Annotated in this window: 20 protein-coding genes and 1 riboswitch; of the genes, 9 read left to right on the forward strand and 11 right to left on the reverse strand. The window is 66.9% G+C overall.

All coding sequences use genetic code 11. The features are described 5' to 3' along the window. Window positions 1-29 precede the first annotated feature (29 nt). From V5F26_RS19310 to V5F26_RS19325, 4 genes are all read left to right on the forward strand, one after another. Entirely contained in the window at window positions 30-776 is a 747-nt protein-coding gene (locus V5F26_RS19310; protein ID WP_394946560.1) for an enoyl-CoA hydratase-related protein, read from the forward strand. Window positions 777-881: 105 nt separating this feature from the next. Beyond that, on the forward strand, window positions 882-1,694 hold the full coding sequence (locus V5F26_RS19315) for an IclR family transcriptional regulator (RefSeq protein WP_394946561.1): 813 nt from the start codon (window positions 882-884) through the stop codon (window positions 1,692-1,694). A 26-nt stretch (window positions 1,695-1,720) separates the two neighbouring features. Continuing rightward, window positions 1,721-2,908 carry a CaiB/BaiF CoA transferase family protein gene (locus tag V5F26_RS19320; RefSeq protein WP_234052990.1) on the forward strand — a complete coding sequence of 396 codons (1,188 nt, stop codon included), beginning with the start codon at window positions 1,721-1,723 and terminating at the stop codon, window positions 2,906-2,908. Window positions 2,909-3,203: 295 nt separating this feature from the next. Further along, window positions 3,204-4,844 (forward strand): Na+/H+ antiporter, encoded by a 1,641-nt coding sequence (locus V5F26_RS19325; protein WP_394946562.1) that lies wholly within the window; start codon window positions 3,204-3,206, stop codon window positions 4,842-4,844. A 33-nt stretch (window positions 4,845-4,877) separates the two neighbouring features. Here the strand turns inward: V5F26_RS19325 and V5F26_RS19330 are convergent, their stop codons facing one another. Next, window positions 4,878-5,807, reverse strand: coding sequence for a LysR family transcriptional regulator (locus V5F26_RS19330; RefSeq protein WP_394946563.1), 930 nt, complete (start codon window positions 5,805-5,807; stop codon window positions 4,878-4,880). Window positions 5,808-5,931: 124 nt separating this feature from the next. Between V5F26_RS19330 and V5F26_RS19335 the strand changes: the two genes are divergently transcribed. After that, on the forward strand, window positions 5,932-6,765 hold the full coding sequence (locus V5F26_RS19335; protein ID WP_234052993.1) for a DODA-type extradiol aromatic ring-opening family dioxygenase: 834 nt from the start codon (window positions 5,932-5,934) through the stop codon (window positions 6,763-6,765). Between the two features lie 88 nt (window positions 6,766-6,853). Next, window positions 6,854-7,258 (forward strand): DoxX family protein, encoded by a 405-nt coding sequence (locus V5F26_RS19340; RefSeq protein WP_394946564.1) that lies wholly within the window; start codon window positions 6,854-6,856, stop codon window positions 7,256-7,258. 114 nt (window positions 7,259-7,372) lie between these two features. Here V5F26_RS19340 and V5F26_RS19345 read toward each other — a convergent pair whose 3' ends face one another. The 3 genes from V5F26_RS19345 to acuI all read right to left on the reverse strand — a co-directional run bounded on the left by V5F26_RS19345 (window position 7,373) and on the right by acuI (window position 9,870). After that, window positions 7,373-7,909, reverse strand: a complete 537-nt coding sequence (locus tag V5F26_RS19345; RefSeq protein WP_394946565.1) for a GNAT family N-acetyltransferase — start codon at window positions 7,907-7,909, stop codon at window positions 7,373-7,375. Window positions 7,910-8,005: 96 nt separating this feature from the next. Further along, the gene (locus V5F26_RS19350; protein ID WP_234052996.1) at window positions 8,006-8,662 is read right to left on the reverse strand and encodes a GntR family transcriptional regulator; all 657 of its coding nucleotides are present in this window, start codon (window positions 8,660-8,662) and stop codon (window positions 8,006-8,008) included. Window positions 8,663-8,877: 215 nt separating this feature from the next. Then, the gene (gene acuI, locus V5F26_RS19355; RefSeq protein ID WP_394058565.1) at window positions 8,878-9,870 is read right to left on the reverse strand and encodes an acrylyl-CoA reductase (NADPH); all 993 of its coding nucleotides are present in this window, start codon (window positions 9,868-9,870) and stop codon (window positions 8,878-8,880) included. A 207-nt stretch (window positions 9,871-10,077) separates the two neighbouring features. On the opposite strand from acuI, the gene V5F26_RS19360 reads away from it, so the two are divergent. Beyond that, entirely contained in the window at window positions 10,078-11,526 is a 1,449-nt protein-coding gene (locus V5F26_RS19360) for an NAD-dependent succinate-semialdehyde dehydrogenase (protein WP_394946566.1), read from the forward strand. 91 nt (window positions 11,527-11,617) lie between these two features. Here the strand turns inward: V5F26_RS19360 and V5F26_RS19365 are convergent, their stop codons facing one another. The 7 genes from V5F26_RS19365 to V5F26_RS19395 form a co-directional block, all read right to left on the reverse strand. Beyond that, complete coding sequence (locus tag V5F26_RS19365) at window positions 11,618-12,679, reverse strand: heme-dependent oxidative N-demethylase family protein (RefSeq protein ID WP_394946568.1); 1,062 nt, start codon at window positions 12,677-12,679, stop codon at window positions 11,618-11,620. Between the two features lie 17 nt (window positions 12,680-12,696). Then, a complete protein-coding gene (locus V5F26_RS19370) occupies window positions 12,697-13,650 on the reverse strand; it encodes a PDR/VanB family oxidoreductase (RefSeq protein WP_234053000.1) in 954 nt (317 codons plus the stop codon). Beyond that, window positions 13,647-14,234 carry a dimethylamine monooxygenase subunit DmmA family protein gene (locus V5F26_RS19375; RefSeq protein WP_394946570.1) on the reverse strand — a complete coding sequence of 196 codons (588 nt, stop codon included), beginning with the start codon at window positions 14,232-14,234 and terminating at the stop codon, window positions 13,647-13,649. Before V5F26_RS19375 ends, V5F26_RS19370 begins: the two co-directional genes overlap by 4 nt. Window positions 14,235-14,245: 11 nt before the next feature. After that, window positions 14,246-15,928, reverse strand: coding sequence for an APC family permease (locus V5F26_RS19380; RefSeq protein ID WP_394946571.1), 1,683 nt, complete (start codon window positions 15,926-15,928; stop codon window positions 14,246-14,248). A gap of 338 nt (window positions 15,929-16,266) precedes the next feature. Then, window positions 16,267-18,585 (reverse strand): trimethylamine N-oxide demethylase, encoded by a 2,319-nt coding sequence (locus V5F26_RS19385; RefSeq protein WP_394946572.1) that lies wholly within the window; start codon window positions 18,583-18,585, stop codon window positions 16,267-16,269. 75 nt (window positions 18,586-18,660) lie between these two features. Beyond that, a complete protein-coding gene (locus tag V5F26_RS19390; protein ID WP_394058574.1) occupies window positions 18,661-19,164 on the reverse strand; it encodes a flavin reductase family protein in 504 nt (167 codons plus the stop codon). A 178-nt stretch (window positions 19,165-19,342) separates the two neighbouring features. Beyond that, on the reverse strand, window positions 19,343-20,746 hold the full coding sequence (locus V5F26_RS19395; RefSeq protein ID WP_234053005.1) for an acyl-CoA dehydrogenase family protein: 1,404 nt from the start codon (window positions 20,744-20,746) through the stop codon (window positions 19,343-19,345). A 390-nt stretch (window positions 20,747-21,136) separates the two neighbouring features. Between V5F26_RS19395 and V5F26_RS19400 the strand changes: the two genes are divergently transcribed. Then, window positions 21,137-22,264, forward strand: coding sequence for an aminomethyl transferase family protein (locus V5F26_RS19400; RefSeq protein ID WP_234053006.1), 1,128 nt, complete (start codon window positions 21,137-21,139; stop codon window positions 22,262-22,264). 149 nt (window positions 22,265-22,413) lie between these two features. Then, a riboswitch (guanidine-I (ykkC/yxkD leader) is annotated at window positions 22,414-22,518 on the forward strand. A 105-nt stretch (window positions 22,519-22,623) separates the two neighbouring features. Further along, entirely contained in the window at window positions 22,624-23,718 is a 1,095-nt protein-coding gene (locus V5F26_RS19405; RefSeq protein WP_394946573.1) for a putative urea ABC transporter substrate-binding protein, read from the forward strand. Window positions 23,719-23,870: the final 152 nt, after the last annotated feature.

The raw sequence follows: 23,870 nt of genomic DNA on the forward strand, positions 1-23,870 counted from the left end.
AGCCCCCGCCACCCACAGGAGACGCCGCCATGAGCCCCAGCCTCATCATCACCGATCCGCACGAGGGCGTGCGCCAGCTCACCATTTCCCGCCCGGAGCGCCGCAACGCCCTCGACCGCGCCACCTATGGCGCCCTGGCCGAGGCGCTGAAGGCGGCCGCGCCCGATGACAGCGTGCGTGCCGTGGTGCTCACCGGCGCGGCCGGCTGCTTCACCGCCGGCAACGACCTCGCCGATTTCCAGGACACCTCCAATGCCGGCGAGCCCAGCGCGGGGCTCACCTATCTCGGCGTGCTCTCCACCTTCCCGAAGCCCGTGGTGGCGGCGGTGGAAGGCTTCGCGGTGGGCATCGGCACCACCATGCTGCTGCATTGCGATCTCGCCTATGCCGGGGCCGGCGCGCGCTTCCGCCTGCCCTTCGTCAATCTCGGCCTGTGCCCGGAGGGCGCTTCCAGCTACCTGCTGCCCCGCATCGCCGGCACCAAGCGCGCCGCGGAGCTGCTGCTTTTGGGCGAGCTGTTCGGCGCGGCTGAGGCGGCTGAGGCCGGCATCGTGAACGCGGTGACCGAGGAGGGCGCCGCCCTTTCCCACGCGCTGGAAAAGGCAAAAGCCCTCGCGGCGCTGCCGCCCGCGTCGCTCGCCGCCACCAAGAGCCTGCTGCGCCATGCCACCGCAGAGCCCGTCGCCCGCGCCCTGGCGCTGGAAGCGGAACACTTCCATGCGCTGCGGCTCCAGCCCGCCGCCCAGGCGGCGTTCGCGGCCTTCTTCAAGAGGTAAGGGATGAGCGATGCGCCCCGCCCCGAATCCCCGATAATGGGGGCACCGACGGCACCCCGCCGCGGCGCCCGCGCCCAGGCGCGGCGTGGCCCTGAAAGCCCGACCATGAGCGCGAACGACACGCCCCCGACCGAGATCGACACTGACGGCGAAGGCAAGGACGACCGCCACTTCGTCACCGCTCTGGCGCGGGGGCTGGAGGTGCTCGCCTGCTTCAAGCGGGGCGAGACGTTCCTTGCCAATCACGAGATCGCCGAGCGCTGCAAGCTGCCGCGCTCCACCGTCTCGCGCCTCACCTACACGCTGACGAAGCTCGGCTACCTGCATTTCGTGGAGGAAGTGGGCAAATATCGCCTGGGCACCCAGCTGGTGGCCCTCAGCACCGTGGCCCTGGGCGGGCTCGACGTGCGCCAGATCGCCCGGCCCGCCATGCGCGAATTGGCCAACTTCTCCAACGCCACGGTGGGCCTTGCCGTGCGCGACCGGCTCTCCATGCGCTATGTGGAATGCCTCAGGGGACCGGCCGCCATCTCGCTCAACATCGATGTGGGCGTGCGCATGTCGATGGTGCGCTCCTCCATCGGCCGCGCCTTTATCTCCGTCCTCACCGAGGCGGAGCGCGCGCCGCTGTTCGAGGAGATCAAGATGCTGGATTCCCTCGCCTGGCCCCAGGTGCGCGCGGACATCGAGAAGGCCATGGAGGACCACGCCACCCTCGGCTGCTGCTGCTCCTTCGGCGACTGGCAGCCGAGCGTGAGCGCCATCGCGGTGGGCTTCCGCCCCGGCGGCGGGCTGCCGCCCATGGCCATCAATTGCGGGGCCCCCACCGTCATTTCCGAACCCAAATTCCTGCTCGATGAGGTGCGCCCGCGCCTGATCGAGATGGTGCGCCGCCTGGACGGCGTGATGGGCGCCTGACGCCCCGTTCCCCGGAGTCCGTGTCGATGAGTGAAGCCGTGTCCCCGCAAGATGCCGCCGACCTGCCCCTGTCGGGCGTGAAGGTTCTGGATCTGTCGCGCATCCTGGCAGGCCCGTGGTGCGCGCAGGTGCTGGGTGATCTGGGGGCCGACGTCGTCAAGGTCGAGCATCCGGTGCGTGGTGACGACACCCGGGATTGGGGCCTGCGCACAGGCAAGACCAACACCTCCTATTTCGACAGCGTGAACCGCAACAAGCGCTCCATCGGCGCCGATCTCACCACCCCTGAAGGCCTCGCCCTGGTGAAGTCCCTGGCGCGGGAAGCGGACATCGTGGTGCAGAACTTCAAGACCGGCGGCGCCGACAGGCTGGGCCTGGGCTATGGGGACCTTTCCGCCGAAAATCCCCGCCTCATCTATTGCTCCATCGCCGGCTACGGCTCCGATGGCCCGGAAGCCACCCGCCCCGGCTATGATCTCGTTGTGCAGGGCGAGGCGGGCCTGATGGCGCTGAATGGCGAAGCCGACCAGCCGCCGCTGAAGTTCGGCGTGGCGGCGGTGGACCTGTTCACCGGCCAGTACGCGGCGCAGGCCGTGCTCGCCGCCCTCTACCAGCGCGAGCGCACCGGGCGCGGGCGCAAGTTGGAGTTGGCTCTGTACGACTGCGGCCTCACCCTCACCTGCTATTATGGCCTGGAAGCCCTGGCCCAGCAGAAGGACCCGCCGCGCTACGGCAATGCGCACCCCTCCATCGTGCCCTATGGCGTGTTCCCCGCCGCTGACGGGCCGCTGGTGCTCACCGTGGGCAACAATGCCCAGTTCAAGCGCTTCTGCGATGTCATCATCGAGCGGCCCGATCTGCCCGAGGATCCGCGCTTCGCCACCAATCTGGAGCGCTCGCGCAATCGGGCGGAGCTGCTGCCAATCCTGAAAGCCGAGCTGCTGAAGCATCGCCGCGCTGATCTGCTGGCGGCGCTCAAGGCGGCGGATATCCCGGCCGGCGAGGTTCTCGGCCTGCTGGAAGCCCTCACCTCCCCCCGCGCGGCCCAGACCGGAATGGTGGTGCGCCGCACCTCCCTGGACGGTGTCGACCAGAACGTGCTCGCCCCGCCCTATCGCTTCGATGGCGAGCGCCTGCCGGTACGCCGCATGCCCCCCCGCCTCGCCGAGCACACCGCCGACATCATCGCCGCGGGCACTCCCCTCGCGGACTGAGCGGTCCCGGGGGCGCTGCCGGCGATGGGAACCGGGGGGGCCGACCTAAGACCTATCGCCGCGCTCCCGCCCAATGCCATGGTGGTGACATCGAAGGGGGTGATATCCAGTCTCAACGCCGCGACTCGCGCCGCCGGCCGGAGGAAGCTCCGGCGGTGACGTGATCCGGAGACGGCTGGACAAGATCCATCGGCCTCCCGGCCCTGGTCCGGGCAGCCGATGACGTGTAGCGGTCGCCGGCGCGGACCCCTTTTCCCTCCGCGGGCTTCCCGCAAACGCGCCCAGATCCTGCGCCATGGCCACCATCACCGCGACCCTGCTGCTGCTTGTCGGCGTCGTTCTCAGCGGCTCCATCACCCGCGCTTTGCCCATACCGGTGCCCCTGCCGCTGGTGCAGATCGCCCTCGGCTTCTCCATCGCCGCCGTAGCGGACCTGGGCGTGGAGCTTCAGCCGGACATCTTCTTTCTCCTGTTCCTGCCGCCGCTGCTGTTCCTCGACGGCTGGCGCATTCCCAAGGAAGGGCTGCTGACGGACCGGGGCGCCATCCTGGAGCTGGCGTTCGGGCTGGTGGTGTTCACGGTTCTGGGGCTGGGTCTGTTCATCAACTGGATGATCCCGGCCATTCCGCTGGCCGTCGCCTTCGCCATCGCCGCCATTCTCTCGCCCACCGACCCCATCGCGGTGTCCGCCATCGCCGCCCGCGTGCCCATTCCCAAGCGGCTGATGCACATTCTGGAAGGCGAATCGCTGCTGAACGATGCCTCCGGCCTCGTGTGCATGCGCTTTGCGGTGGCGGCGGCGCTCACCGGCAGCTTCTCGCTGGTGGAGGCCGCCGGCACCTTCGTGTGGCTGGCTGCCGGCGGTATCGGAATCGGCATCGCCGTGACCCTGGGCGTGACCCAGGCGAAGAATTGGATTTCCCACCGGCTGGGCGAGGAAACCGGATCGCAGGTGCTCATCAGCCTGCTCATTCCCTTTGCCGCCTACCTGCTGGCCGAGCACCTCCACTGCTCGGGCATCCTCGCGGCCGTGGCGGCGGGCATCACCATGAGCTATGCCGAGCAGACTGGCCAGGCGCTCGCCATCACCCGCATGCAGCGCACCGCCGTATGGGACATGGTGCAGTTCGCCGCCAATGGCGTCATCTTCGTGCTCCTGGGCGAGCAGCTGCCCTCCATCATCTCCGGTGCCGCGCGGGTGGTGCGCGAGGCCGGGCATCACGAGCCCATCTGGCTGATCGTCTATGTGCTCGCCATCAATGTGGCGCTGGCGGCGCTGCGGTTCGTGTGGGCGTGGTTCTCGCTCAATTTCACCCTCTACCGCGCCGCGCGTCGCGGCCACCGCATGGAGCGGCCAAGCTGGCGCCTGGTGGCGGTGACCTCGCTGGCGGGCGTGCGCGGCGCCATCACCCTGGCCGGCGTGCTCAGCCTGCCCATCTTCATGAATGACGGCTCCTTCTTCCCCGGCCGCGACCTCGCCATCTTCCTGGCAGCGGGCGTCATCATCGTCTCGCTGGTGGCTGCCAGCATCGGGCTGCCGGTGCTGCTGAAGGGCCTGAAGCTACCGGCCGAGCCCACCCACCAGAAGGAGGAAGACCGCGCCCGCGCCGCCGCCGCCGAGGCCGCCATCAAGGCCATCGAGCAAGCCCAGCACAGCCTCTCCAGGGGGCGCCACGATGCGGACATCTACACGGAAATGAGCGCCCGCCTGATGGAGCTCTATCGCCAGCGCATCGACGGCCACGGCCGCGGCGGCGCCGATGGCGAGCGTTATCGCCAGGCCGAGAGCATCGAGCAGGAGCTGCGCCTTGCGGCGCTGCGCGCGGAGCGCCAGGAATTCTACCGCCGCGGTCGCGCCAACGAGCTTTCCGACGAAATGGTGCGCAAGCTGGTGCGCGAGATCGATCTTCAGGAGGCCCGCCTGCTCCCAAGCTGAGGGCGCCGGGCGGCCGCGACCCGGCGAGCCCCCTCACCGCGCGTCCTGGCTTTTCCCCCGCGGAGAGGCGCGGGAGACGGCGGCGAGATGGTCCGCCATCCACCGGGTAGCGGGGCCCAAGGCGTCGCGGGTGCGATGCACCACGCACATGGGCAGGGAAAGGCCGCTTGCGCGCCCGTCCCAATCCTCCGGCACGATGCGCACCAGATCACCGGAGGCAAGGTCCGCCTCCACCATCGGGCGCGGCATGGAGCCATAGCCCAGGCCCGCCCGCAGCATGGCGTGCTTGGCCCCAAGATCGCCGATGCGCCAGGTCTGGGTGGCATGCACCCCGCGATCAGGCTCGCCGGGCCCGGACCGCTCGGTGAGCACAAGCTGCACATAATCGCGCAGGTCCTCTGACGGCACCGGCCCGGTGCGCCCCGCCAGCGGATGGGAGGGCGCAGCCACCAGCACCAGTTCCACTTCCAGCAGCGGCACCCGCGTGAGCACCGACGTGTCGGTGGCCGAAGCCACCACCACGCCCAGCGCGCAGCCTCCGTCGGTGACGAGCTGGGCTGCGCCGCACAGGCTCTCCACATAAAGCCGGGTCTGGACCGTGGGAAAGTGCGCGCGAAAGCCCTTCAGTGCTTCCAGCAGCACCGGCATGGGAAACATGGAGTCCACCACGAGCGACAGCTCCGGCTCCAGCCCCCCGGCGATGCCGCGCGCCTCCATGCGCAGCGCGCCCACCGCCTCGGCGATGCGCCGGGCGCGCGGCAGCAGGGCGCGGCCGGCCTCGTTCAGCGTCGGGCGATAGGCATCGCGATCAAACAGCGGCACGCCGCACTGCTCCTCCAGCCGCTGCACCGCATAAGTGACCGCGGACTGGGTGCGGTTCATGGCTCGGGCCGCCGCCGAGAAGCTGCCCGTTTCCACCACGGTGAGAAACACCTGGATCTGATCGAGGGTCAGGCTGTCCATATCATCATCGTATTTTTCGATATTGAATGCCGAAAGTTTCCCAGTTTTTTTCGATGATGGGAAGTCCCACATTCCCCTCACGCAAACGGCGCCTGACGCCGGACCGCGAGAAAGGGACACCCTCATGTCCAGCACCGAAACCGCCGCCACCAAGAGGTGGCCCACCTTGTTCATCGCCCATGGCGGTGGCCCCTGGCCCTTCATGGCGCCCTCGGACGACCCCTCCGCGCGGTGGGACGGGCTCGCGCACTATCTCACCGGGCTCGATGCCAGCCTGGGTGCCCGGCCGAAGGCGGTGCTGGTCATCTCCGGCCATTGGGAGGAGAGCCGCGTCACAGTCAACAGCGGCACCCGGCCGGGCATGCTGTTCGACTATTACGGATTTCCGGCGGACACCTACCGGCTGAGCTACCCCGCCCCGGGCTCGCCTGAGCTGGCGGCGCGCGTGCGCGGCCTGCTGGAGGGTGCCGGCATCGCCACTGGCGAGGATGGCGCGCGCGGCTATGACCACGGCGTGTTCATCCCCTTCATGCTCATCTATCCCCACGCCGACGTGCCGGTGGTGCAGCTTTCGCTGCAGCGTGAGCTTGATCCCAGGGCCCATCTGGCCCTCGGCCACGCTTTGGCGCCGTTGCGGGACGAGGGCGTGCTCATCGTCGGCAGCGGCATGAGCTTCCACAATCTGCGGGCCTTCTTCAGCCCGGATCCGCGCGTCGCCCTCGCCTCCGAGGCGTTCGACGCGTGGCTCACCCAGGCTGTGGAGGACAAGGACCCGGCGGAGCGGGAAGCCCGGCTCGCGGCCTGGGCCTCTGCCCCCGCTGCCCTGGCAGCCCACCCGCGCAGCGAGCACCTGGTGCCGCTGTTCGTGGCGGCTGGTGCTGCGGGAACAGATCCCGGCCGCCGCGTCTTCCACGATCACATCTTCGGCAAGGCGTATTCCGGCTTCCAGTTCGGCTGAGCGCCCGGCCCATCACACGTTCCGCGTCCTGTCGGCGAGCAGGGCGCTGACTGCCCCCGCCCTCGCCGGCATCTTTCAAGGTAACATCATGCTCTCGAACGACTTCTTCGACGCCTGGCGCCCGCGCATCCTGTCCGTGCTGCGCATCATGGCCGCGCTCATGTTCCTGGCCCACGGCACGGCCAAGCTGTTCGGCTTCCCGCAGGTGCCCATGTTCGCGAACCTGCAAATTCTGTCGCTGTTCGGCGTCGCCGGGATCATCGAGCTGGTGGGTGGCGTGCTGCTGGCGCTGGGCCTGTTCACGCGACCGGTGGCCTTCCTCCTCTCCGGCCAGATGGCAGTGGCCTATTTCATGGTGCACGCCCCGCAGAATTTCTTCCCCATCCTGAATGGCGGTGAGCTGGCGGCGCTCTATTCTTTCGTGTTCCTCTATCTTGCCGTCGCCGGCGGCGGCGCCTGGAGCCTGGACAAGCTGCGCTCCGCCGACGCCTGAGCACCGGACTGAAGCCTTCCCCGCATCGCGACCATGGGGAAGACTCTCACCGACTGACCCGACACGTCTCCAGCGCCGCCGCGGCTCGTCCACGGCGGCGTTCATGTTTCCGCGTCAGGGCAGCGGCAGCATCATGGCGCAGCGGCGCCGACGCGGCAGGCCCGCCGCCGCCTCGCGATCGAGAATGCGCATCAAGGCGGGCGAGAGAGCGTCATCCTTCAGGGCCGCGAAGCCCAGCCGCGCATAAAAGGGCCCGTTCCACGGCACATCGCGAAAGGTCGTCAGCGTCAATGCCGTGAAGCCCCGGCCCGTGGCCCAGCCGCGCGCCGCCGCCAGCAAGGCGCGGCCGATGCCCTCCCCCTGCCGCTCGGGAACAACGCTGAGCTCATGGATGAGGAAAGCCGTATCCAGCGCGGCGCCATTCAGAAAGCCGATCGGCCTTCCGCCCGCATCCTCCGCCACCCAGGCGCCGCCGCTCGCGATAAGCTCGCGGTGGCACTGCTCCGACTGCACCGCGTCGTCCGCAATCCAGGAGAGATCGGGCAGCGCGCGGAACACCTCCCCCGCGGCACGTTCCACGGCCGGGAGGGCGGGAGCATCGGCAGCCACGGCGGGACGGACGCGGAAACGGCCCCCCTCAGAGCGTTCCATGCCGATATTGCTCCTCACAAAATCCGCCGTCTCCGCCCTTTGCGCGAAGGGCGGACGGAGGGAGCACCTTCAGGCGCACCGAATGGAGAGGCCGCCTCAGGCGGTGCGGAACATCATGTCGATGCGCGTTTCGCTGGCGCGGTGGATGTGGGAACGCGCGGCTTCCTCGGCCAATTCCGGTTTGCGGGCGGTAATGGCGTCCAGGATGGCGCGATGCTCCACCAAGGCCGAAGGCGAACGCCCCGCAGCCTCGAAGGTCGTGCCCGGCAGCAGCGTCAGCGCATCGGACAATTGCGCCAGCGCCTGCGACAGGTAGCGATTACGGGCCGCCTCATAAATCGCCTGATGGAACAGGCGGTTGAAGCGGGCCGTCTCGCTCGGGTCGTCGAGCACGTCCGCGCTCTGGTCCAGCAGGTCGGCCATGGCCTTCACCTCGGACGGCGAGGCATATTGGGCGGCGAGGGCCGCGGCGGCCCCCTCCAGCACCGCGCGCAGGAAATAGATTTCCCGCACCTGCTGCATGGAGAATTGCGCCACCGCGAGGCCACGGCCGGGCACCAGCTCCAACAGGCCATCTGCGGTGATGCGCCGTATGGCTTCCCGGATGGGGGTCCGGCTAACCTTGAAGTGCTCGGCGAGGTCGGCCTCTCGCAGCCGCTGGCCCGGCTGGAACTCTCCCGACCGGATCGCATCGCGAATCCGCTGGTAGGCGTATTCCGCACGGGAAAGATTGGTGTCCGAAGGCTCGTCCATGGTCCTCTGTCATCATCTGCGAGCCGGCCGGTGACAATCGCCCCACCCCGCCGGCGCATGCCGTATCCACTCGTATACTTCGATCCGGGGCCGACTGCATCATAAGCGTGCTGTCCGCGGCCGGCCGCGCGCACATGTCGCGGCGGCCGGGCGGTGTTGCCCGCGTGGTGCCACGGGGCACCCCATCCCGGGATACCCCGTCGCAAGGCATGCCCTCAGCGGCGCACGGCCACGACGGTCCGCCCGCGCACATGGCCCGCGAGGATCTCGCCGGCGAGGTCGAAGAGCTCATCCAGCCCAACCTCACGCGTCACCAGGGCAAAATCCGCCTCGGTGAGAAGGACCGCGAGCCGGTCCCACGCCGCGACCCGCCGCGCCACCGGACAATTCACCGAATCGACCCCGAGCAGCGCGACGTTGCGCAGGATGAACGGAAACACGGTGGTGACAAGCTCGGAACTGCCCGCAAGGCCGCAGGCCGCCACGGCGCCGCCATACGCGGTGGATGCCAGCACATTGGCCAGCACCGGCCCGCCCACCGTGTCCACGGCGCCGGCCCAGCGCTCGCCCGCCAGCGGCTTGCCGGGCGCGGCATAATCGGCCCGATCCACGATGGCGCTGGCGCCGAGGCTCTTCAGGAAGTCCTCCTCGCTGCGCCGGCCGGTGAGCGCGCTCACCTTGTAGCCGAGGCGCGACAGCAGGCGCACCGCCACCGAGCCGACACCGCCCACCGCGCCCGTCACCAGCACCTCGCCGCCGGCCGCGATGCCGTGGCGTTCCAGCGCATCCACGCAGAGCATGGCGGTGAGGCCGGCGGTGCCGATGGCCATGGCCTGCCGGGGGGAAAGGCCGGCCGGCAGCTTCACCAGCCACTCGCCCTTCACCTTCGCGCGCTCGGAGAAGCCGCCGGACCAGTTCTCGCCCACGCCCCAGCCGGTGAGCACCACCTTGTCGCCGGGCTTGAAATCCACGTGTCCGCTCGCGCGCACTGTCCCGGCGAAATCGATGCCGGGCACCATGGGAAAGGTGCGCAGGATGCGCCCGAGCCCCTTCAGGGCCAGCCCGTCCTTATAATTGAAGGAGGAGTATTCGACGTCCACCGTGACGTCGCCCTCCGGAAGGTCCGCCTCGGTGATCTGCTCCAGGGCGACAGCCTGTCCCCCCTCGGCCTTGCGCGCGACCAGCGCCCGGAACGTTTCCTGCGTCATGGGCCATTCTCCCTGGCATCTTGCGGGCTTGCCGCGCTCGCGGTGCCCTTGTGCGTGCCTATTGCGACCCGCTTTCGGAAACAAGCCCCGCCGCGGTGCGCAACCGACGGCGGCGGCCCGAGGGCGCTTCATCCCCCCGCCTTCGAGGGCTATAGGTGCGCGGTGGCGCGCGCCGGCGCGACCGCGGAACACAGTGAGGATCCGCCCATGCTTCAGGACCAGACCTACCCGAACGTCCAGCTCCATATTGACGGGATCTGGCGGGATGCCGAGGGTGGACGCCGCATCGCGGTCCTCAACCCGGCCACTGAGGAGGAGATCGGCAGCGTCGCCCACGCCTCCCGCGGCGACCTGGACGCGGCCCTGGAGGCCAGCGCCCGTGGCTTCGCCGTCTGGCGGAAGGTGTCGGCCTATGATCGCTCCAAGCTCATGCGCCGCGCCGCCGACCTCCTGCGCGAGCGGGCGGAGGGCATTGCCCGCCTCATGACCCAGGAGCAGGGCAAGCCGCTGGCGGAAGCGCGCGGCGAAACCCTCGCCGCCGCCGACATCATCGACTGGTTCGCCGAAGAAGGCCGGCGCGCCTATGGCCGCGTCATCCCCGCCCGCGCGCCGGGCGTCTACCAGCTCGTCGTCAAGGAGCCGGTTGGCCCCGTCGCGGCCTTCACGCCCTGGAATTTTCCCATCAACCAGGTGGTGCGCAAGCTGTGCGGAGCCCTTGCCGCCGGCTGCTCCATCATCGTGAAGGCGCCGGAAGAAACCCCGGCCTCCCCGGCTGAGCTCATCCGCGCCTTCGTGGATGCGGGCGTGCCCAAGGGCGTCATCGGCCTCGTCTATGGCGTGCCGGCGGAGATCAGCGAATATCTCATTCCCCATCCCACCATCCGCAAGATCACCTTCACGGGCTCCACCCCGGTGGGCAAGCACCTGGCGGCGCTGGCCGGCGCGCACATGAAGCGTGCCACCATGGAGCTGGGCGGCCACTCGCCGGTGATCGTATTCGAGGATGCCGACGTGAAGGCCGCCGCCCGGCAGATCGCTACTGCCAAGTTCCGCAATGCCGGCCAGGTCTGCGTCTCCCCCACCCGCTACCTGGTGCAGGAAAAGGTGTACCAGGAATTCGTGGACACCTTCGTTGCGGTGGCCAAGACGGTGAAGGTGGGCAACGGGCTCGACCCCGACACCACCATGGGCCCGCTCGCCAATGAGCGGCGCATCCCGGCCATGGAGGCGCTGATCGCCGATGCCCGCCAGCGCGGAGCGGAAGTGGCGACGGGCGGTGCCCGCATCGGCAACAAGGGCTATTTCTTCGAGCCCACGGTTGTAACCGGCGTGACCCACGAGATGCGCATGATGAACGAGGAGCCCTTCGGCCCGCTGGCCATGATGGTGCCCTTCTCGGATTTCGATGAAGCCATCACCGAGGCCAACCGGCTGCCCTTCGGCCTTGCCTCCTACGCCTATACCCGCTCCGCCAAGACCGCGACAGCGGTGGCGAACGAGGTGGAAGCCGGCATGATGACCATCAACCACCTGGGCCTGGCCCTGCCGGAAGTGCCGTTCGGCGGCGTGAAGGATTCCGGCTATGGCTCGGAGGGCGGCTCGGAAGCCATCGAAGCCTATCTCAACCCGAAATTCGTCTCCCAGGCCGGCGTTTGAGCGGCCTCGCCAGCGCCTGACATGAAAAACGGCGGCTCCCGAGGAGCCGCCGTTCTTTGTTTCAGGGCCGTGGAACGCAAGGCGCCGGGCGTCAGCCCTCCAGCTTGTCGATCTCCGGGGCGATGCCCTTGGAGGTGGGGGCGCCGTCGTCCAGGGCGGCAAGATAGTCCACCGCCGTCTGCCGATAGCGGGTCATGCCCTTGTATTCGGCCAGCTCCGGCCGCAGGCCGCGCAGCACGCGATGCAGGCGACGGCGCCACTTGGGCACCTTCACCAGATCGTTCAGCGGCGCCAGATAGCAGCGGATGCCGAACAGGATGGCATTGGAACGCGGCAGGCGGAACAGGGTCTGCAGTTCCACCCGCAGATGCACCTTGTCGCCCACATTCTCCGGCGTCACCGTGGTGCGGTCCGGCCCCCACACCGGATAATTCTCCGGCGAGGTGTCGAGGCGCGGATTGATGGTCATGGTCCAGTTGAGCCGGCGCACCGGCTGGCCATATTGCAGGCGCATCAGATATTTGAGCGCGCGTTCAAACACCCCGGCCTCGTGCGCCACCGGCACCGGCCCGTGCCACTCCATGAAGCTCATGCCGATATTGAACTCGAACGACCAGTCGGCCTGGGTGGTCACCATGCCGCCGTCCACATAGAGCATGTCGTCCCGCTGGTCCTGCAGGGTAAAGTCGCCCTGCACCTGGCGGGTGATGTACTCGAACGGCCCATAGGGCAGCGTCTCGGCCTTGCCGAAGGTGAAGGTCTGGTGGATGCCCAGCGGGCGGTTCACCCAGGTCCACACGTCACCGGCCTTCGACAGAGAGAAGTGCTCGGGATAGTCGGACGCCAGGCTCTCCATGATGAGCTCCAGCGTGTCCCATTCGGCGGTGGCCATATGGGGCAGCACCTGGCAGCGCTTGGGGTCTTCCTTCAGCACCCGCTCACGCTCGCGGCACTCGGCGATATAGTGCTCGTCAATGTCGAACGCCGCCTGGAAGGCAGCGGTGGGGCCACCCTTTACATGGGGCTCGATGTTCACCGAGTACATGTACTCGTCCTCGGGGAACGGGAACGGGAAACGCAGGATATCTTCCGGCGACTTCTTGAAGTTGAACGTGTCGCGGAAGGTTTCTGCGGGCTTGAACTGCACGGTCATCGTGGTCCCTCCACGGCTCAAAGATCAAGGACGAGGCGCGGGCCCCGGGCGCGCGACACGCACAGCATGACGAGCTTGCCCGCGGCCTTTTCCTCGTCGGACAGGAAGTCGTCGCGATGGTCCAGCTCGCCGTCCACCACGGCCGTGGCGCACTCGCCGCACGCACCGCCCCGGCATAGGCAGGACGCGGCCACGCCCGCCGCCTCGATGGCCTCGAGCAGGGTCTCGTTCTCCTTGACCTCCACCTCGATTCCCGAGCGCTTCAGGATGGCCTTGAACGGCAGGCCGCCGGCGGCGGCGCCGAAGCTTTCCTTGTGCACCTTGCCTTTCGGCCAGCCCAAGGCGGCGGCGGTGGACACCACCGCATCCATCAGGCTGTGCGGGCCGCACACATAAACGTGGGTGCCCAGCGGCTGGCGCGCGAGCAGGCCGGCGAGGTCGAAGGCCGCGCGCCCGCCGGTGTGAATGGCAATCTCGGCGTCGTCCGAGAACGGGGCCAGCAGGCGCTCGAACACCGGCGCCTCGTCCAGGGACGAGAGCTGGTGCATCTCGCAGCGTCCGCCCCGGCTCTTCAGCTCCGCCAGGAAGGAAAGCATGGGCGTGATGCCGATGCCGCCGCCAATGAGCAGGTGCTTCTTCGCGGTGGAGGCCAGCGAGAACAGGCTGCCGGGCATGGCCATGTCCAGCACGTCGCCGGGCGCGACCTTGCTGTGCAGGAAGGCCGAGCCGCCGCGCGACTGGGACACCTTGCGCACGATGATCTCGTAGCGCGCGCGCTGCCCGGGGGCGGAAACCAGCGAATAGGCGTTCTTCATCACCTTGTCGCCGTCGCGCAGGGTGAGCATCACGTGGCCGCCCGCGGGGGCGGTGGGGAACTCGCCGCCATGGGCGGGCTCGAAGGAGAAGCGCTTGAGGGTGGGCGCGAGCTCGGTGATCTCACGCACGCGCACGCTGAGGGTTCCGGCGTTCATTTGTAGAGCTCCTCGGCTGCGGGCACCTCGCCAGGGGCCTCGGCGTCCACCTGCACGCCCATGTAGGAGGCGAGGCGCTTGGAGAAATGGTCGCGGACGAACAGGGGCGCGCCGCAGCCGGTGCAGGTGACGATGGACGTGGTGACGCCCTCCATCAGCGTGCGGCAATGGACGCAATAGATGCGCCGCGCCTTCGGCCCCACATGGGCAAACTGCATCTCCTGCTGCGACAGCCCGGCGGCGGAGGCGATGTTGAACGCGTCCCACAGGAACGGCTCGGCGCCCACGGCGTAGAAACGCAGGCCCATGGTTTCACGGTCCAAACGCTCCTCCAGGGCCGAGAACATGTGGGAGGCGGAGCGGAACGGGCGCACCGTGCCCGGGGCCTGGTCCATCATGGGCGCGGCCGGCAGGGCGCTGGCATGGGCCACCGTCCAGGTCTCGAAGGCGGAGGGGTCAACCCCCTCCGCCAGCACTTCGGCCGGAATCTCAGCCCCCTCGACCAACAGGAGCTGATAGCGGGCGGCTTTGTCGCCCGCGATCTTGCCATAGGTCGGTTTACTCTTGATCCCTTGGTCGCTCATCTCGTTTCCGTTCAGTACACCGCGATGGAATGGGCGACGATGACGACCACCGCGCCCAGGAGGAGCGCCAGGTAGGGCAGCAGCCCGGCGCGGGTTCCGGCACCTTCCTCAGCCTTCAGGTGCATGTCTTCCAGCATGGCCGCCGGGAACTGGCCCTTGTCCGTCACATAGTGGCGGAAGGCGAACACCGGCAGGATGAGCGCGGCGCACACAAGACCCGTCACCAGCGTGCCGGCGCCCCAGATGTCCGCGCCCATGCCGAGCAGGGCCATATTCACGAAGGACAGCACCACGCCGGTGCCCAGAAGCCAGTTGGGCGCCTTGAAGGGACGCTCCCAGTTCGGGCGGTCGATGCGGTGAATCCAGGCCGCGTTGAGGTTGAGGAAGTTGAACAGAATGTAGCAAGAGTTCGAGATGGCGAGCACGAACACATAGTCCGACATCATCAGCAGGATGAGGTTGAAGCCGAGGTCCGTCCACATGGCGCGGGTGGGCGCGCCATTCTCGTTCACATGCGACAGGTACTTGGGCAGCCAGCCATCCACCGACGCCTGATAGAGCGTGCGCGAAGAGCCGGCCATGGACGTGATGATGGCCAGCATCAGGGCGAAGATCAGCATCACCACGATGATGTTGTGCACCACCGGGCCACCCTTGATCATGCCCGCCATGGCGGTCGCCACCCCCATTCCGGAATAGATGTCGGCGGAGAGGATGCCGTCATAGACGGCGGGCGTCACCACATTGCCCTGGGCGTCCAGCACCGCCGGCGTCACCATCTGGCCGAGGCCGAGCACGCCCTGGAAGGCGATGGGAACCACGGTGAAGACGAAGATGCACAGAAGGCCGGAATAAAGAATGGCCTTGAAGGTGTCGCGCGCCGGGTCCTTGAACTCGCGCGTGTAGCACACGGCCGTCTCGAACGCATAAGTGGACCACGCGGCGATGAAGAGGCCGCCGGCCATCAGCGTGATGCCCGCCATGTTCCACTGGCCGGCGATCACATGGCCCGCCTCATCCTTCGCCAGCGGCGCGAACGGCCCGAGATTGGCGGCCAGCACGTCTCCCGTAAAAAGCGGCACAAGGCCGATGAGGATCAAGGGCAGCAGCGCCGCGACACCGAGGATGACCTGCACCCGCGCCGTCTGGCTAATGCCCCGGTGCTGGATGGCGAAGGCGACGAGCAGCAGCGCCGCGCCCAGGAAGAAGGTGGCGTTGACGCGCAGCTCAAGGCCGCTCTTCAGCCAGTTGAGGTCCAGCAGCGTCAGCGACCAGGTGTTGATGGCGGAATCGGCCGGGAACAGAATGGAAAGCACATAGCCCGCCGCGAGGCCGGAGCCGATGGAGAGCACCGGAGACCAGGCGAGCCAGTTGCACCACACAGAAAACGGCGCCAGCAGCTTGGAATAGCGCACCCACGCGATGGCGCCATAAACCGAGGCACCGCCCGACTTGTGCGGGAACAGGCCGGCAATTTCGGCATACGTGAAGGCCTGAAGGAAACCGAAGGAGATGGACACGATCCAGATCACCCATGCGGGTGCGCCGACGGTGGCCGCAATGGCTCCAATGGAAAACAGGACGAGGGCCGGAACGCCGCTGGCGATCCAGAATGCCCCCGTCCAACTGATCTTTCGCTGAAGCTCGCCCGCCTCTGGGGCAGACGCCGCTTCCTTAAGCGCTGCAATGCTCATGGTTTGACCCCTCTTTCTGGAGGGAGTTTCTCCATACGAAAATTTATTGTCAATGAGGATATACAACTGACCCTAAGTAAGATCGAGCCGATTTTTTATCCATAGCGCTGCCCATTTTGCACGCACGAAGTCTATTTGGTGCGCAGCAGCATGGGACAGTGAAGCTGACGTAGATGTCTGGTGCATCAATACTTCCCATCGGCCGCAGAAACGCAACCAACCCGCGCAGCGTTTGCCGCGCGGGTTGAAATGGATTGCAGTGACACACCAGGGCGCCGGCGTTGGTCTTGTCCCCGCCGCCCCTGAGCTTAAGCTCAAGGGCCGAGCGCGGGACGCCCTCAGGCGCGAACGCGGGTCTTTTGCGGGTCGAAATGGGGGAAGGGCACGATGCGGGCGGGAATGCGCTTCTGCAACCCGTCCAGCTTGCCGATTTCCAGCGCCCTGCCGGTCTCGGCCTCGGCCACATCCACCCGCGCCAGCGCGATATTCGCCTTCAGGATCGGCGACTTGGTGGCGCTGGTAATGACCCCCACCTGGGCGCGGCCCACATAAAGCGGGTCGCCATGGCCCACATCCTCATTGGACTCGACGATCAGGCCGACCATCTTGCGGGCCGGACTGGCCTTGCGGCGCAACAGGGCCTCGCGGCCGACGAAATCCTCGTCCTTGTTCGCAACCGCAAAACCGATTCCGGCCTCGAAGGGGTCCGTCTGGTCGCAGAAGTCATAGCCGGCGAAGACGAGGCCCGCTTCCACCCGCAGCATGTCGAGCGCCGTCAGGCCCAGCGGCTTCATGCCCTTGGGCTCGCCCGCCGCCCACACCGCGTCCCACACGGCGGTGGCATCCTTGGGATGACACCAGATCTCGAAGCCCAGCTCACCCGTATAGCCTGTGCGCGACACCACCACCGGCGCGCCCAGCGACCCGCCGATGCGCGCCACGGCGAAGCGGAACCATTTCAGCTCGGTGATGGACGCCTGCGTGGGGGCGGTCCACATCACCTCAGAGAGGATCTCCCGGGAGAGAGGACCTTGCACCGCGATGTTATGGAGCTGGTCGGTGGAGGACTTCACCCAGGCCTTGAGGCCCCATTCGGCAGCCTTGTCGCGCAGCCACTTTCCGGTGAACTCCTCGCCGCACACCACACGGAAATTGGCCGGGCCGAGGCGGAACACGGTGGCATCGTCGATCATGCCGCCATGCTCGTAGCACAGGGCCGTATAGACCACCTGGCCCACGGTGAGCTTGCGGATGTCGCGGGTGACGGTGCGCTGAAGCAGCACTTCCGCATCCGGCCCCGTCACCTCGAACTTGCGCAGGGGCGTCAGGTCCATGATGGCGGCCTTCTCGCGGCACGCCCAATATTCGGCGATGGGGCCTTCGCCCGTGAAGCACGTGGGCAGCCAGAAGCCGCGATATTCCACAAAATTACGGGTCTTCTCCGCGATGCGCGGATGGAAGGCGCTTTCGCGCGTCAGGCGCGGCTCGGCTTCGGCATTCATGCGGAACGCTGTTCCCTTGGAGAAGTTCTCGGCGCCATCATAGACGCGCACGTGGATGTCGGTGGGCTCCCAGCCATTGGCGGAATCGATGTCGTCGGCGCAGGAGGAGGTGGCGCACACCAGATCCGTGAGCGCACGCAACAGCACATAATCCCCCGGCCGCGACCACGGCTCATCCATGGTGAGGGCGTTGGTGTGGTCGATGCCCGTATTGAAGAAGAAGTTGATGGCCGGCCAGCCGCGCTTGGGCTTGATGCCCAGGGGCTCCAGGACCGCATTGAAGTTGTCCGAGCAATTGGCGTGGCCCGGATACCCCATGTCGTCATAATATTTGGCCGAGCAGGCCAGCGCGAACGTGTCGTGCCGCCCCACCGTGTCTCGGATGGTTTCCACCAGCGCCACCTGGCGCTCGTCATAATACTTGGAGTGGAGCCCGGGTCCGGGATAGGCCGAGCCCATGAGCGTGCGCGTGGTGGTGGCATCCAGGCCATATTCCTGGCCCCGCTCCAGCGCCGCCGCGTCAAAGGCCAGGAAGTCCGAGCACTGGCGGCCCGAAACATCGATGATCTGGATATAGTCGCCCGCCTTCACCGTATAGACCCGCGCCTCGGCGGCCGGCACGCGAAGGTCCAGCTTCACCGTGCCCAAAGGCGGTGGCAGAGGCACCTCGGCGCCGGGAATGCGGGTGATGGAGACGAGCAGCTCGGTGGGCGGCGTCTGCTCGTCCGGCGCCATGGCGACGCCGGGGGCGCTGATCACCACCATGAGGTCGGTGGCGCTGGTCAGCGTGACGCTGCGGCCCGGCTCCTCCTGCGCGGCAAGCACCGGAACGGCCTTCTGCGCGGCCGGATCCACGCCGCGCGCCGCGAGCAGGCGGGCGATGTCCGTCGCCCCCTCGCCACCGGCCGCGAGCACCACGGAGAGGCTTTCACCCTCCGCGCCATCCAGACCCAGCCCGGCCCCGGCGGGGCGGCCCGTCACGTCAATGGCGAAAAGGTGCGCGGCTTGCAGCCCCTCGGGATCGACAATGGTGATCGCGTCACCGGCATGGAGCTGCGCCATGCCGCAGCCGCCCCCGCGCACCACGAAACGCTCGCCCGCGCGCGGGCCCACCGGCTCGCGGACACCGGCCACGGGCAGAAGAGACGCGTCCATCACACCCCCATCTCACCTGCGGGCGCCCGATGCGCCCGCCACTCCCATCAGTCTTCCGAGACGGCCAGAAGACGCCTACTCGACGGTGGCCAGCACACGATAGCGGCCCCGGTAATAAAGCAGCGGGGCCTCTTCCCCTTCCGCGTGCATGTGCACGACGCGGCCGACGAAGATCACATGGTCTCCGCCATCGTAATGGGCATAGGGCACGCACTCGAACACGGCATGGGCCGGCATCAGGCGCGGCGCGCCGCTCGGGCCATGCTCCCAGCTGGTGCCCGCGAACTTGTCCTCGCCGGCGGTGGCGAAGCGGTTGGAGACATCCTGTTGATCTTCCAGCAGGATGTTGACCGAATAGGCATCGACCTTCTCGAAACGCGACAGCGACAGCAGCTTGCGGGCCATGCAGAACAGGATCAGCGGTGGATCAAGGGAGACGGCCGAAAAGGAATTCACCGTCACGCCCATGAGCCCCTCATCATCACCCGCCATCACAACGGCGATGCCGGTGGCGAAGCGGCCGAGCGCGTTGCGCAGCTCGCGCGGGTCGAGGCGGGCGTCGAGATCAATGCTGGTCATGGGGCAATCCCTGGGAAAATCTCACGGATGAAACAGCGGCCGGCGCGCGCGGCGCCCGGCAGGGAACGCCCGCCCCGGCGGGGGCGGGCGGTGGCCTCTTCCGCCAACGGGTGCGGAAGAGGCCAGCACCCTACGATGATACGGAAGGTTTTCATCGCAGGGCACATGGGGCGCAAGATCAGGCCACCTTGGCGGTCTTGATCTCGGAGAGCAGCTTCTCGGCGAAGGCGCGCTTCTCCTCGTCGTCCATCTTCTTGACCTCGTTGTTCAGCACACGAGTATTGATGGACTTGTTCCAGTAGTCGAGCACTTCGAAGCCCAGCAGCGAGGCCTTGCCGACGAACTGCCGCAGCACTTCGTTGGTGGGGCCCATCACCCAGCCGGCCTTGCCGTCGCGCAGATAACGCTCGATCTCCAGGGCCGGCCGATAGCCGGTGCCGCCGGTGGCGTGCATCATCTTGTCAACCACATGGGTCACGTTCTTGGAGGCGGTGAACTTGAGCTGCCACAGCCAGTGCAGCAGCGGCGAGCGCGGCAGCACGTCCACGTCCTTGTGGATCGACCAGTCGCAATTGTTGGTCGCCTGGTCGAGCGCCGCCGCCATCTGGAAGTCGAAGGCGCGCACCGTGTTGGTGTCCATGATCGCCTCGCCCACATAATCCTGAATGGTGGGATAGTCGGCGACGCGCATGCCCACGTCATTGTGGGTCTTGCGGGTGGTGTGGCGCTTGGCGATGTCGATCACCGCCATCGAGATGCCATTCCAGCACGCGGAAGACATGGTGAGGAAGAACGGGTCCACCACCTCGTCATTGGACTTGGCGCCATCGCCGATCGGCCCAACCAGAGCGTGCTTCTCAATCACCACATTGTCGATGACGATGGGGCCGGACTGGTTGCCGTGGAGGCCGAGGCCGTCCCACTCCGCCGGGTTGGACTGCACCTGGTCCTTGGTGACGAGGAAGCAGGAAAGGTCCGAATAGTCGCCCGAGAAGCCGGGGCTGGTGGTCTGGATGATGTACCAGTCGGCAAAGCCGCCGGAGGTGGTCCAGGACGCCTTCTTGGTCACCTTCCAGCCATCGCCATGGGCTTCGGCCTTGGAGGAGATGGGGTACCAGAAGTGGGAGCCCGTCTCCGGATCCGAGTAGGACAGGGTGCCGATGAGCACGTCCTTGTCCAGCCGTTTCAGGATGTCGGTGAGCACCGGGTTGCCGTGGTGGCGCAGCAGCGCGGCCGCCGTGGCGCCCAGATGCATGGTGTAGCACATGGCCGTGGAGGGGCAGCCGTAGCGGGCGATGGTTTCCACCACCATCGCGGCGCACACATGGTTTTCACCCAGGCCGCCGAGCTCCTTCGGCACATTCAGGCTGAGAAGTCCGAGGGTGGCCAGGGCCTCGAAATTCTTGCGCGGATAGATATACTTCTGATCGCTCTCAATGGCGTTCGCGCGCAGGGTGGTCTCGCACAGAGCAATGAGCTTCTTCTGCAGCTCTTTCTGAGCCGGCGTCAGCAGCCATTGCGGGTCCCACTCGAAACCGAGGCCCCAATACTGCTCCGCACCCCACATCTTGACATCGGACATGACATAAGCTCCGCCAGGGCCGGTCCCTGACCTCGGGCCGGCCTGCAGTTGCGCCTTTCGGCGATCTGTTCCCCTCAGTGAACTTTTTTGACGCCGCAGAAACACACTGCCATCGATTGCGCGCTGTGCAAGCCCATTGATTGAGCATGAAACGGTCATTTCATGTGCAAGCGCAGCAAAGCTCCGGAAAGACAGGATGAGACGGGATCAATTCTTGGGCGGCGAGAACAATGAATTTCTTCACAAGAAAAGTAATTGACACCTAATGGGTGCCCTTTCAGGATGCGCGCCACAGGCGGAAGCCGCTCGCACGAATGCGGCGGCATCCTCCGCCAGTGTCCACAAGCGAAGGCCGTCCGGCCGGCAAGTGCGTTCAAAGAGGGGATGAGGATGACTGAAACCGTTTGGCGCCAATCGATTCTCAACGGGCGTCACCGCGAGCTCGGCTCGAAGCTCGAGGAATCGTGGAACAACATGGCCATACCCCAGCACTATGCCACCTGCCCCTATGAGGAGACCGGGGCGGTGCGCTACAAGGCCGGCCTCATCGACGTCTCGGCGCTGAAGATCATCAATGTCAGCGGCAAGGACGCGCTCGCCTTCATCAACCAGCTGGTCACCGCTGACATCGCCAAGGTGCCCGCCGGCCGCTCCATGATCGCCTCTTTGGTGGACGACAATGGCGGCCTCATCGATGACGTGCTGATCTATGTGGACGGGCCAGAGAATTTCCGCCTTTCCCATGGCGGCGGCGCGCTGGAAGAAGCGCTGCCCGTGGTCGCCAAGGGCTTCGACGTCACCTATGAGCGTGATGACGACATCCACATCCTCTCGCTCCAGGGCCCCAAGGCGCTCGACATCCTTGCGCCGCACACGCCCATGGACCTGAAGGCCCTGCCCTATTTCGGGCATGGCAAGACCACCCTGTTCGGCGTGCCGGTGTCGCTGGCCCGCGGCGGCTATTCCGCCGAGCGTGGCTATGAAGTGTTCTGCGCGGCCAAGGACGCCGTGGACCTGTGGGACAAGATCCTGGAGGCGGGCAAGCCGTTCGGTGCCATGGCCGTGTCGTGGGACTGCCTGGACATCGTGCGCGTGGAAGGCGCCCTGCTCTTCTTCCCGTTCGACATGCCCCACAAGGACACCACCCCCTGGGAAGTGCTGATGGACTGGTCGGTGGACCTCACCAAGCCGTCCTTCCGCGGCAAGGAGGCCCTCATCAAGCGCAAGGGCACCGAGCGCACCCACCAGGCCGGCATGGAGGTGCTCTCCGCCGCAGCGGTCACCCCCGGCTCGAAGATCTTCAAGGACGGCGCCGAGGTGGGCGTGGTGAACTCGGTCACCTACAGCCAGCACCTCATGAAGTCGCTGGCCCTCGTCTCGCTGAAGCCGGACGTGACCGCGCTCGGCACCGCGCTCACCGTGAAGGACGGCGACGCCACCTTCGAGGCCAATGTGGTGCGCACGCCCTTCTACGACCCCATGCGCCTGCGCACCCACCCGCTGGACGAGCGCGCCTGAGGCGACGACTTCTTCTTCCGGGGCGGCCCCAGAGCCGCTCCGGAGGGAGCAATTGATCTTTATGCAGGCAAATCGGTGTGCAAAATTTCGGCAGAATGCCCGAAGAACGCCGTTGCCTTCAGGGTATCACCTGCGTTTTATAAACGTATTGAGTTGGCGGCTAGGGTTCCGGCCTCATTGAGGCGCTGGTCCGAGAGCTGCTACCCGGGCGGGAGAAATCCGCACGGGCACGGCGGGGCAAAATCCCGGGAGACCTCAGTGGCCAGGAATTGGCATCACTAAAGGTCTCGCCAATTCCAGGTCTCGATAGGATCTCGCGTCAAAGCAAGACGCGCATCGAACCACGAGGGGAATTGGCGATGTCAGGCAAATACCACATCAAGAACATCCTCAAGGCCGGCGCGTTGGCGCTGGGTGTGCTCGCGGCCAGCGTGCCCCTGACGGCGCACGACGCATTCGCCGCGCCGAAGAAGGACTTCAAGCTCGCCTGGACCATCTATGTGGGCTGGATGCCCTGGGGCTGGGCGAAGGATGCCGGCATCGTCAAGAAGTGGGCCGACAAGTACGGCATCAATATCGATGTCGTTCAGGTGAACGACTATGCCGAATCGATCAATCAATACACGGTGGGCGGCTTCGACGCGCTGACCGTCACCAACATGGACGCGCTCTCCACCCCGGCGGTGGGTGGCGTGGACACCAGCGCCGTCATTATCGGCGACTTCTCCAACGGCAATGACGCCGTGATCCTGAAGGACAAGGACAAGCTGGCCGACATCAAGGGCCAGAAGGTCAATCTCGTCGAATTCTCCGTTTCCCACTACCTGCTGGCCCGCGCCCTCGCCTCCATCAATCTGGCGGAAAAGGACGTGAAGGTGGTTTCCACCTCCGACGCCGACATGGCCGCCGCCTGGAAGACCCCCGACGTGACCTCGGTGGTCACCTGGAACCCCATCGTCTCCGAGATCCTGGCCGACCCGAAGGCCCACAAGGTGTTCGATTCGTCGCAGATCCCCGGCGAGATCATGGACCTCACCGTGGTCAACACCCAGACGCTGAAGGACAACCCCGCCTTCGCCAAGGCCCTGGCCGGCATCTGGTATGAGACGCTCGCCATCATGACCTCGGACACGCCGGAGGGTAAGGCCGCCCGCGAGGCCATGGGCAAGGCCTCCGGCACCGATCTCGCCGGCTTCGAATCGCAGATGGCCGCCACCAAGCTGTTCGCCAAGCCGGCCGAGGCCGCCGCCTTCGCGCGCTCTCCCGAAGTGGGCGCCACCATGGACAAGGTGCGCCACTTCCTGTTCGACCATGGCCTGCTCGGCAATGGCGCCCCCTCCGTGGACGTGGTCGGCATCGAGCTCGCCGACGGCAACGTGCTGGGCGACAAGGCGAATGTGAAGTTCCGCTTCAACGACACCTACATGTCGGACGCCGCCGCCGGAAAGCTCTGAGCCCCAAGCTCCGCCGCGGCGCCTGCGCGAAAGCGGCTCGGCGCCGCCTGGGGGCGGGGTCCCTCAGCCCCGCCCCTCCTTCCCCGAACGCCCCCGCAGCACCGGCGCGCCCGGCGCGGCCCCAGCCGAATCCCGCCGAGAGAGGACCGTCG

This window comes from Xanthobacter variabilis (assembly GCF_043831965.2).
Lineage (GTDB): Bacteria > Pseudomonadota > Alphaproteobacteria > Rhizobiales > Xanthobacteraceae > Xanthobacter.